The sequence below is a fragment of the Stenotrophomonas sp. 05L44_2 genome (assembly GCF_056665995.1).
Genome location: NZ_JBFTNR010000050.1, coordinates 1 through 10,401 on the forward strand (window position 1 = coordinate 1; position 10,401 = coordinate 10,401).

A 10,401-nucleotide genomic window follows, 5' to 3' on the forward strand; every position below is an offset into this window, starting at 1 on the left:
CCATCATTGTGGAGAGGATCGGGGCCCAGCTCCTTGCGCAGGCCCTGCAATGCACGGGCAATGTGTTTTTCCACGGTCTTGGCGGTGATGCCGCAATGCCGGGCGATCTGTGTATAGCTCATCCCGGTGATGCGGTTGAGCAGATACACCTCGCGGGCACGTTCGGGCAGCTTGAACAGTGCCTGGYGCAGCAGGGCGAGCATCTGCCCGGATTCTGCCTGACGCAGCGGATCAGGAGAAGCACTGGCGGCTTCTTCGTTGCCGTCGCGTTCGGTCAGCGACAGGTGGTTGCGCGATTGTGGCGAGCGCCCGCGGTCTGCCAGGCGGTTGCGGGCGATGCGGTACAGCAGCAGCCGCAGCTCCTCGGTGCCGTGCGCGCGGTAGCGGATCAGGCGCTCCATGCAGTCCTGGGCGATGTCCTCGGCATCCTCGGGGCCGACACCGCGGGCGCGCAGGAAAGCGCACAGCGGCGCGCGTTCCTCGCGCACGAATGCGATGAAGGCATCCGGAACCCCGGGCAGATCCGGCGCAGGACGGAGCAAAGGGGAGGGCGCGGACAGGGGAGGGCCTCGGACGACGATGACGGACGCGTCACCGAGTTTTACGCGACGGTGACCGGATGGGGAAGCCCACGTTTCTTCCGTATTTCCATTGTGAATGCATTCATGTTTTTTCTCGCCGTCGACTGGGGGCGTCGAGCCCGCTGCTGCGTTCTGCTTTCGACCCGCGTGGTGCGGGCGGAGAGAGAGAACGCAATGAAGCATTCGAAGTTGAGCATCGCCCTGGCAGGCCTGGTGGGTATCGCGASCCTGGGCCAGATGGATGACGTCATGGCAATGAATTATCACGTGCAGGGCGATCGCGTCGTGCTGAGTGGCGGTGTCACCGTCGCCGACGTCGTCGCGCTGCCGGCGCTGCTGGCCAAAGCGCAGGCCGAAGGCCGCCCGATCCGCGAAGTCGTGCTGCGCACCTCCAATGGTGGCGCGCTGATCGCGGGTGAGTGGCTGCAGGGCGTGATCCGCACCAACGGCCTGAATACCATCGTGTCCGGCCACTGYATCTCGTCCTGCTCGATCATGCAGTCCGGTGGCGTCGAACGTTACCTGGCCGGCGACCTGCCGCTGGTCGACTCGGTGCAGATCCACGCTGCCAGCAACAGTGGCAAGGTGATCTACACGCCGTCGCCGCGGATGACCGAGATCTACACCGGCAACTACGGCGGCGGCATGGATGCCGGCCTGCTGCACAAGGCCATGTACGAGGTGGTGCAGCCCAACGGCCTGCTGGTGTTCCGCGACCCGGCCCGGACCACCGGCGCTTCGGTCAGCTTCGATCCCGATGGCAGCGGCCGCAGGCTGGAGACCTTCCCCGGCCAGGACATCTACAGCAACAACATCATCACCGCCGCCGGTTACCGCGATCCGGGCGATACCCTGACGGTCACCGGTAATGTCAGCGGCGACATCAATCCAGGCTACCTGCGCACTGCGCGCCAGCTGCAGGCGTTCGTCGATGACGACTTCGCGCGCTGGAACGATACCGACTTCGCCACCACGTACATCAACTATGCGGTGAACATCTACAACCGCTCCAGCGCCGGCCCGAACGGCATCGGCCCGGCTTCGGTGCAGGATTACCTCAACGATCCGGGTACACAGCAGCTCCTTCTGGGCCAGCTGCGCCTGGATGAACTGGACGCTTCCACGCTGGGCAATTCGGCTGGCGTGATCCGCGTCGCCAAGGGCGGCACCTGGCGCACCGCCGAAACCACCGGCGCCGATTTCATGCTGGTGGAGAACGGCACCATCGCCCTGGAAGGCGGCGCGTTGCGCACGCCGGAGCTGCGCGTGCTGGCGGCCGGCATGGTGGTCGGCCACGGCGACATCGCCTCGGTTGCCACCGACTCGAGCGCACTGCTCAATGGCACCGGCCCGTCGTACCGCGAGGATGGCTTCAACCGCCTGCGCGTGTACGGCACCCTGATGCCGCGTGGTGGTGACCTGGTTACCCATGGCTACGTCAACATCATGCCGGGCGGCAAGGTGCTGTTCGACGTGACCGAGGCAGGCGGCGCCAACAGTGGCCGTCTGCGCGTGGGCGACTTCTACGACAGCGGCGCCAACGAGGGGGCGCTGGTCATCTCGCCGGGCGCCCACCTTGAACTGAACGTGGCGCAGGGCTTCTACGCCGGCAACTACCAGCGTGAGCTGGTGAGCGGCCCGATCTACCAGGGCGGTTTCACCGATGCGGTGCGCCTGGGTGACACCGGCTATACGGCCAGCATCACCGACGGCGAGGTGTTCCGGCCACGCCACAATTCGCTGCTGAGCTTCAACATCAACCAGACCGCCGAGGGCCTGTCGCTGACCGCCAACCCCGGCTTCGACCAGCTCGCGCAGCTTACCGGCAACAATGGCAACGATGGACTCGGTCGCGCGCTGGCTACTGCCGGCCAGCGCCAGGATGCCGGGCTGAAGCCGCTGCTGGGGGCGCTGCAGTTCGCTGACCGCGATGTGATCGCCCAGCAGGCCGGTGCACTGCGCGGTGATGGCCATGCCAGCCTGCGCCTGGCCGACAGCGCGCTGGTTGGCAGCATCGGCAGCGTGGTGCAGCAGCACCAGGCCGCACGGCGCAGCGGCAGCGGTGATGCCGGTGGTTTGGCCGCACAGGCCGCGCAGGCGGCGTCGGCGCAGCCGGGCATGGCCAATGGCAGCCTGTTCAACCAGTTGGCGATGCATCTGGTGGAGCCGGCGGGGACGGGCGGTGGCAGCACCAACTTCGGCGGCGAAGCGCCGCGCAGCCACGGCCTCTGGGGCCGGGGCTTCGGCAGCCATGGCCGCATCGATGGCGAGGGCGGCGTGGCCGGCCTGAGCCATACCGTCGGCGGCATCGTGCTCGGTGCCGATACGCAGCTGGCCGATGACCGGGTGACGCTGGGCGTCAGCGTTGCCGCCGCGGACATGTCGACCAAGGGCCGCGATGGTTCCGGTTTCAGCGGCGACGTGCGCGCGCTGGATGTGGGCGGCTACCTGGATGCCACCTACTCGCGTGGCTACCTGTCGGCCTCGGTGCGCTATACCGATCTGCGCCACGACACCCGCCGCAGCATCGATGGCATCGACGGCCTGCAGGGTCCGTTGCGTGCCAAGTACAACAACGATGCGATCTCGGCCCGGCTGGAGCACGGCTTCTCGTTCACCACCGCCAAGGGCGTAGTGATCCAGCCGCTGCTGCCGGTGGTCGATTACGCGCGCACCTCGGCCACCCGTTTCAATGAAGGGCAGGGTGCCGGCGCACTGGTGGGGCGTGGTGACAGCCTGGAAAGCATCCGCGTTGGTGCGGGCCTRCAGGTGTTCAAGACCTTCGAAGGCAACAACGGCGAGCGCATCACCCCGCGCGCGCGCGTTGTCTGGCAGAAGGAACTGGGCGACACCCAGGCCCGTTACAGCACCGGCTTCGCCGCGGCGCCGGACCTGGTGTTCGGTGCCAGCAGCCAGACCGTGGGCGAGCAGGTGCTGGCCTGGAACCTGGGTGTGACCAGCCGCGCCACCGATCGCCTGTCGGTGATGGTCGACTACGTGGGCGAGCGCCGCGACGGCCAGCTGCAGAACGGCGTGATGCTGGGCCTGGGCTATACGTTCTAAGGCAGTACCGGCACCGGCGGCCGTCGCGCCGCCGGTGCCATCCCCATCGGGGTGCGGGTGCGCTATGGTCGTGGCGGATTTCCGCGCAGACCTTGCCATGCAGATCGCCGTTTTCAGTGCCCGTCCCTACGACCGCCGCTTTCTCGAGGAAGCCAACCAGCGCGAGGGGGCAGGGCAGGATTTCCAGTTCGTGTACTTCGACGCGGCGCTGAACGTGCACACCGCCGCGCTGGCACAGGACTGCGCCACCGTCTGCGTGTTCGTCAACGACAGGCTCGATGCACCGGTGCTTCAGACCCTGCATGCACTGGGCGTACGCGCGGTGCTGCTGCGCTGTGCCGGCTTCAACAATGTGGACTTGGCCAGCGCGAATGCGCTCGGCCTGTTCGTCGCCCGCGTGCCGGCCTACTCGCCGGAAGCGGTGGCCGAGCACGCACTGGCGCTGGTGATGACCCTCAACCGGCACACGCATCGCGCCTACAACCGCGTGCGTGAGGGCAACTTCATGCTCGATGGCCTGCTCGGCCGCACCCTGCATGGCAAGACCGTGGGCATCGTCGGTACTGGCAAGATCGGGTTGGCCACCGCGCGCATCTTCCGCGGCATGGGCTGCACCGTGCTGGGGCACGATCCGTATCCCTCGCCGGCGTTCACCGGGATCGGCACAATGGTTGAACTGGACGAGCTGCTCTCGCGCTCGGACATTGTCTCGCTGCATTGCCCGTTGACCCCGGATACCCAGCACCTGATCGACGACGCCTCGCTGGCGCGGATGAAGCCCGGCGCGATGCTGGTCAACACCTCGCGTGGCGGCCTGGTCGATACCCAAGCGGTGATCCGCGCGCTGAAGTCGCGCCGGCTGGGCCACCTGGCCATCGACGTCTACGAGCAGGAAAGCGCGCTGTTCTTCCAGGACCTGTCCGGCGAGATCATCGACGATGAGGCGTTCCAGCGCCTGATGACCTTCCCCAACGTGCTGGTGACCGGCCACCAGGGCTTCTTCACCGTGGAGGCGCTGCAGGAGATCTCGGCGATCACGCTGGGCAACCTGGCCGATTTCGCGGCGGGGCGGGAGTGCGGCAACCGGGTAGCGGCGGGTTGAGGGGCCGGGCGGGTGGGCGTTTGACGGCAATCGTCACGACCGGATTGACCGCAGGGGCAGGGCGACCGTAAAATTGCCAGCTTCGCCGGAATAGCTCAGTTGGTAGAGCGGCGCATTCGTAATGCGTAGGTCGTAGGTTCGATTCCTATTTCCGGCACCAGTTTCAGCAAAAGCCCCGGCCTTGGTCGGGGCTTTTTGTTTGGGCGGCACGGTTCTCCGTCGGCCCTCGCCCCTGGGCCCTTCAGCTCTGCCTATAATCGGCCGCGCAGATCACCTGCACTGGTTCACCCGCACGGAGGCTTCCCATCATGTCCATTGCTGCAATCCCCGATGTTTCGCTGGTCGACAACAGTGAGCAGCGCACGCCGCTGATCCTGGTGCTGGACTGTTCCGGCAGCATGAGTGGTGGCCCCATCGAGCAGTTGAACGCGGGCCTGAAGCTGCTGGAGCAGGAGCTGAAAGCCGATGTGATCGCGGCCAAGCGTGTGCGCGTGCTGCTGGTCGAGTACGGCGGCATGGACAACGCGGCCATCAGCGGTGACTGGTGCGATGCGATGGATTTCACCGCGCCCACGTTGTCGGCCAATGGCACCACGCCGACCGGTGCGGCCGTGGAAGTGRCGCTGCAGGAGATTGAAGACGAGAAGGCGCGCTTCCGCCAGGCCGGTGTTGCCTACACCCGGCCGTGGCTGTTCCTGATGTCCGATGGCCAGCCCACGGACGCCTGGGAGGCGGTGGCCGAGCAGTGCCGCGAGGCCGAGCAGCAGAACAAGGTGGCGGTGTTCCCGATCGCTGTCGGCAATGCTGACATGAGCGTGCTGGGTCAGTTCAGCCGCAATGGCGAGCGCGGCGTGAAGCGCCTGCAGGGCCTGCAGTTCAAGGAACTGTTCCTGTGGCTGAGCGCGAGCATGYGGGTGGTCTCCAATTCGACGCCCGGTGGCCAGGTGCAATTGCCGGCCACCGACAGCTGGTCACAAGTGCCGGTCTGACCATGGCCTGGCGCGTGATGGCCGCATCGGCCACGGGACGGTCCCATCTGGACCGCGGGCAGCCCTGCCAGGACGCCTATGCGTCGGTGCAGGTGGGGCAGACATTGGTCGCGGTGGTCTGCGATGGCGCAGGCTCCGCATCGCACAGCGATGTGGGCGCCCGGCACGTTTCCAGCAGCGTGGCGGCGTCGGTTACCGGGTCCGCGCAGCTCGGCGCCGATCCACTGGCACTGCCGGTGGACACGCTGCGCAGCATCATCGAAACCGCTGTCGACGATGCGCGCGGGCAGCTGGCGATGCTTGCGCTGAGCCAGGGCCTGAAGCTATCCGACCATGCCTGCACGCTGGTAGGGGCGGTCGCTACGCGCGATGGCGGCTGGTTCTTCCATGTCGGCGATGGCGTGGCCGCGTGTGCGTTCAGCAATGAATCGCCCGATGCGGTATCGCTGCCTGCCAATGGCGAGTACGCCAACGAAACCTGGTTCGTGACCGGTGGCAACTGGCGCGAGCAGCTGCGGTTGACCCGCTTCGAAGGGGCCATCGATGCGCTGGTGCTGATGTCCGACGGCGTGCAGCCGTTTGCGATGTCGCGCGCGGGCGACAGCCTGTTCCAACCGTTCATCGCACCGGTGATCCGTTATCTGGCCGGCGTGGACGAGACCCACGGCAGCCAAGCGTTGCATGCGACGCTGGCCGACCCGCGCACCGATCAGATCACCGGCGACGACAAGACGTTGCTGGTCGCGCTGCCGGCCTGAGCACATGCCCGGGCGCAGCGGCGAAAAGGTCTACGACGCGCAGCGCAGGCCGCTCACCCTGGAGCGGCTGCTCAAGAGTGGCGGTGCGGGCAGCGTGTTCACCCTCAAGGAGCGGCCGCGCGAAGTGGCCAAGCTCTACCATACGGACAAGGACGCGCGCGTCTACGAGCGCAAGCTGCAGGCGATGCTGGAGCTGCAGCCGGACCTGCCGCCGATGGAAGGGCAGGGGGCCGACCAGGTACAGATTGCCTGGCCGATGACCCTGCTGCGGGATCGCAGTGGGCGTTTCATCGGCTTCACCATGCCGATCCTGGATCTGTCGGCCACCAGCGATCTGGAACATGTGCTGCAGGAGCGGCAGGCGCGCGCCGAGGGGCTGCCTACCGGATTGGGCGCGAAGATGACCCTGGCCGCCAACCTGGCGGTGATGCTGGCCGCGCTGCACCGGCGGCAGCACTATGTGGTCGACCTCAAGCCGCTGAACGTGCGGTTCTATCGCAGCACCTTGTTCATCGCGATGCTCGATTGCGATGGTTTCAGYATCCAGGGCAAGGGCGAGCGCTTTCCGGCCGGCCAGGTCACCACCGACTATCTGGCGTCCGAGTTCCAGCAGCCGGGGGTGAAGCCGGGCCAGGAGGAGGCGCAGGATCGATTCGCGCTGGCGGTGATGGTGTTCCAGCTGCTCAATTCCGGCCTGCATCCGTATGCGGGCCGGCCGCAGGGGGCGACGGTGCCCAGTGACCTGCCGGCACGCATCGCCGCCAACCTGTACCCCTACGCGCGTGGCAAGCCGCATCCGCGGATGCTGCCCTCGCCGGTCAGCGGCCATGAGATGTTTCCGCCGGCGCTGCGCGACATGTTTGATCGTGCGTTCTCGGCGCAGGCGCGGCGGAGGCCTTCGGCGCAGGAATGGGCCACGCTGCTGCTGGAATACGCACGGCGCAACGCCGGTCAGCTGGTGGCGTGCGGCAAGGATGCGGCCCACCAGCATTTTGTCGGCATGCCCTGTGCCGCCTGCGCCCGCGCCGAACTGCTGGCCGGCAGCGCACGCGCGGCGCAGACCCGCACGCGGCAGAAGCCGAACAAGGCCCGCAAGCAGCGTGCACGCACCGCCGCGCGCGTCGCCCAGGCGCAGCCGGTCGCCGCGCAGGCGTCGGCGGCCAGCGGCGTTCCCGGCGTGATGTCGCGGGTGACGATGGCGGTGATCGGCACGCTGCTGCTGGGCTGGGTGATGGGCTGGGGCATGCCGGCCTACCGCCGCTACAGCGCGCTGGTGGACCCGGGCATCTGGGATGGCGTGGGGCTGGCCGTGCAGATGGCCATGCTGGCGATCGCGATCCTGCTGTTCATCCTGTTCGTGCCGATGCTGATCATGAGCAAGCGCCCATGAAGCTGCTGGGAGTACTGGCCGTGCTGTTGCTGGCACTGATCGGGATGGCGCCGTTCTGGGGCGACCTCGGCGTGCTGGTCTACAGCTCGATCGGCTGGCTCGGACGAGTGCTGTCGAGCGGCGTGTTGAGTGATGGCAGGGCGGCGTTGCGTGCTGCGCTGCTGATCGGCGGAGCGGTGTCGGTGCTGTCATTCCTGCGCGTAGCGGTGCAGGACCGGGCCGTGGACTATCTGATCGCGTCGGTGATGTTCGGCTTCCTCTCTTTCGTCGTCTTCATCGTCACCGGCATTTCTGGGAATGGCGCTACGGGCGCAGGAAGCGGTCAACAGGGGCCGAGCTCGGTACTGATCGGCGAGGATCGCACTACGGTTCCGCGCTGGTACTCGCGCGGTCATTTCGAGCGGGAAATGCTCAACAAGGTGCACGAAACCGCGCGCACTGCTGCCCGTGGCGATCTGCCGCGTACGCAGGCGCTGATGCAGGAGCTGGATCTGTGGGCGCGCAATGGCCCCGTGCTGCGCGAAGACCGCACCGAGTACGAGCGCCTGCGCGCGGCGTACAACGAGACCATCGAGACCCTTGCCGCCCGGTCCGGCCGCCGCACGCAAAGGACGGCGGGGCTGGCCAGCGATGCGGGCGCGATGGTGGACCGGCTGACGGCAGAGGAAGCGCGCGAGCTGGAGCTGAAGCAGGTCGAGCTGCTGCAGCAGATGTGGAAGCTCTCGCCATCGAGCACCTCGGTTGCGATGCGCCTGCTGGCGACGGATCTGCAGGAGCTGGCGATCCGCTCACGGTGGTCGCCCCGCAAGCCGTTCGACCGTGAGGGCGACGCGGCACTGGAAGAGCGCCTGTGGCGCATCCACGGCACGCAGGAGGTGTTGTTTGCCTATGCACCGCTGGAGGAGCGTCTGTGGAATGCCTACGCTTCGACGATGGTCGACACGGACGAAGAGCTGGCGCTGGGCGCGCTGGTGATTGCCGGACTGATCGACCGCAGTGACAAGAACGCTTCGTCCGATCCCGCCCGGTTCGACGTGAACACGCTGCTGCTTGGCAGCGACGTGTTCATGCTCTCGACGCTGCTGGCCAGTGCGTCCGAAGACCGCATGGAGATCCTGACGGCGCGCGCGACACTGCTGCTGGGCGATGACGATCGGCAGGCGAAGGCAGGCAAAGGCAATGCGCCGGACGCCGCCGACACCGCCGCAGACCCCGCTGGCCCGGCGGTGTCGGAGCCTTCGCCGCCGGCGGTCCCGAAAGCGGACACCGCCAGGCAGGCGCAACGCGCGATGCCGCCAGCGGGGATGCTGGTCGATCGCAAGGGCCTGGCGTTGCGTACGTCACCCTCTCTGCCGCCGTCGTCGCCACCAGCAGAGTATGGGCAGGTGCTGGTCGACCTGCCCGCCGCCGGCTTCAAGGACCTGCGCCATGGCATCCCGCTGCGCGCACCTGTGGAGGCCGACACCATGGTGACCCTGCAGGTGGATGTCTGGCAGACCGGCGTGGTTACGGCGGTGCTGGTGGAAGGCAGCAGTGGCAGCGCCCAGCTGGATGAGGCCGCGCGCCGGGGCGCACGCACCTGGCTCAGCGCGTCGAAGGTGCCCACAGGCGGCGAGCGCAGGCAGGTGACGGTCGTGTTCAAAGCGCCTGTCGCCGCCACGCCGCCAGCGGTGACCGTGGACGCACCAGCGCCGACGGCCATGGACCCGCCGCCGCCGCAGCTGGACCCCGAGCAGGCGTTGGGCGCGCAGTTGGCGGCGATGACGCGCCGTCATCCCCCGCGTTATCCGCGTGGTGACGGGGAGACGGTGCTGGAAGGCAGCGTCGAGCTGCTGATCACCATGTCAGCCGAGGGGCGCGTGCTCGATGTGACCGTGGACCGCAGCAGCGGACATCCTGCGCTGGATCGCGCCGCCCGTGAGGCTGCACTGCAATGGCACGTCACCCCCCGGCGGCCGGTGACCACGGTCAAGCAGATAACCCTGCGTCTCCCGGTGCAGTTCCAGGGCGGCTGACGGATCAGCCCGGGACGCGGCCGTCACCGCGCCCGTACCGGTTGCCGCAGCACCGTTTTCAGGCGAGCAGGCTCTACCTTGCGTGGGTCGCCCAGGTAGATCTCATGATGCGGCCCGGCGAAGGTCAGCCCCTGTGCCGGCATGATCCGTTCATGCAGTTCGGCCAGTGTCGGGCCCTCGTCATCGTAGGCGCCTACATGCAGCGTCTGCAGGCACAGGCCTTCCTCGTAAAGCGCCAGGCGCAGGCTCTGCGGCGCGGTACCACGCTTGTCCGATGCCTTGGCAACCGCTTCGCTGAAACGCGGAACGTCGACGTCCAGCGGTGTGCGGATCATCATCGTCCAGCGCCACGCGTGCTTGCGCCGTGYCACGAAGCTGGACGGGTCGTCGGCCCACCACAGTCCCTCCAGCGGCGGCACCACGTAGTCCCGTCCTTCGGCCTTCATCGCGAACTTCAGTGCGTAGCTGACCGAGTACAGCCACTCCACCGCATCGCGATAGGC

Annotated in this window: 8 protein-coding genes and 1 tRNA gene; 7 read left to right on the plus strand and 2 right to left on the minus strand. The window is 67.4% G+C overall.

Annotated features, from left to right (window positions below):
• Positions 1–488: RNA polymerase sigma factor (locus AC1VAN_RS03070; protein WP_480985245.1), on the minus strand; the 488-nt coding region annotated here is incomplete at its 3' end.
• A gap of 267 nt (positions 489–755) precedes the next feature.
• Between AC1VAN_RS03070 and AC1VAN_RS03075 the strand changes: the two genes are divergently transcribed.
• From AC1VAN_RS03075 to AC1VAN_RS03105, 7 genes are all read left to right on the plus strand, one after another.
• Complete coding sequence (locus AC1VAN_RS03075; RefSeq protein ID WP_480985246.1) at positions 756–3,644, plus strand: autotransporter domain-containing protein; 2,889 nt, start codon at positions 756–758, stop codon at positions 3,642–3,644.
• 97 nt (positions 3,645–3,741) lie between these two features.
• Positions 3,742–4,746, plus strand: coding sequence for a 2-hydroxyacid dehydrogenase (locus AC1VAN_RS03080; RefSeq protein WP_442251344.1), 1,005 nt, complete (start codon positions 3,742–3,744; stop codon positions 4,744–4,746).
• Between the two features lie 84 nt (positions 4,747–4,830).
• A tRNA-Thr gene (locus tag AC1VAN_RS03085) sits at positions 4,831–4,906 on the plus strand.
• Positions 4,907–5,054: 148 nt separating this feature from the next.
• On the plus strand, positions 5,055–5,735 hold the full coding sequence (locus tag AC1VAN_RS03090; protein ID WP_480985247.1) for a vWA domain-containing protein: 681 nt from the start codon (positions 5,055–5,057) through the stop codon (positions 5,733–5,735).
• Between the two features lie 2 nt (positions 5,736–5,737).
• Positions 5,738–6,493 carry a PP2C family serine/threonine-protein phosphatase gene (locus AC1VAN_RS03095; RefSeq protein WP_309909943.1) on the plus strand — a complete coding sequence of 252 codons (756 nt, stop codon included), beginning with the start codon at positions 5,738–5,740 and terminating at the stop codon, positions 6,491–6,493.
• A 4-nt stretch (positions 6,494–6,497) separates the two neighbouring features.
• Positions 6,498–7,883 carry a hypothetical protein gene (locus tag AC1VAN_RS03100; protein WP_442251345.1) on the plus strand — a complete coding sequence of 462 codons (1,386 nt, stop codon included), beginning with the start codon at positions 6,498–6,500 and terminating at the stop codon, positions 7,881–7,883.
• A complete protein-coding gene (locus AC1VAN_RS03105; protein ID WP_442251346.1) occupies positions 7,880–9,898 on the plus strand; it encodes an energy transducer TonB family protein in 2,019 nt (672 codons plus the stop codon). Before AC1VAN_RS03100 ends, AC1VAN_RS03105 begins: the two co-directional genes overlap by 4 nt.
• Before the next feature lie 23 nt (positions 9,899–9,921).
• Here AC1VAN_RS03105 and AC1VAN_RS03110 read toward each other — a convergent pair.
• The coding region (locus AC1VAN_RS03110) for a GyrI-like domain-containing protein (protein WP_480985248.1) at positions 9,922–10,401 on the minus strand (480 nt) is incomplete at its 5' end.

Excerpts from the sequence above, each read along its gene's own strand:
- AC1VAN_RS03095 (WP_309909943.1), top strand. The coding sequence starts at position 5,738 with ATGGCCTGGCGCGTGATGGCCGCATCGGCCACGGGACGGTCCCATCTG.
- AC1VAN_RS03080 (WP_442251344.1), top strand. The coding sequence starts at position 3,742 with ATGCAGATCGCCGTTTTCAGTGCCCGTCCCTACGACCGCCGCTTTCTC.
- AC1VAN_RS03105 (WP_442251346.1), top strand. The coding sequence starts at position 7,880 with ATGAAGCTGCTGGGAGTACTGGCCGTGCTGTTGCTGGCACTGATCGGG.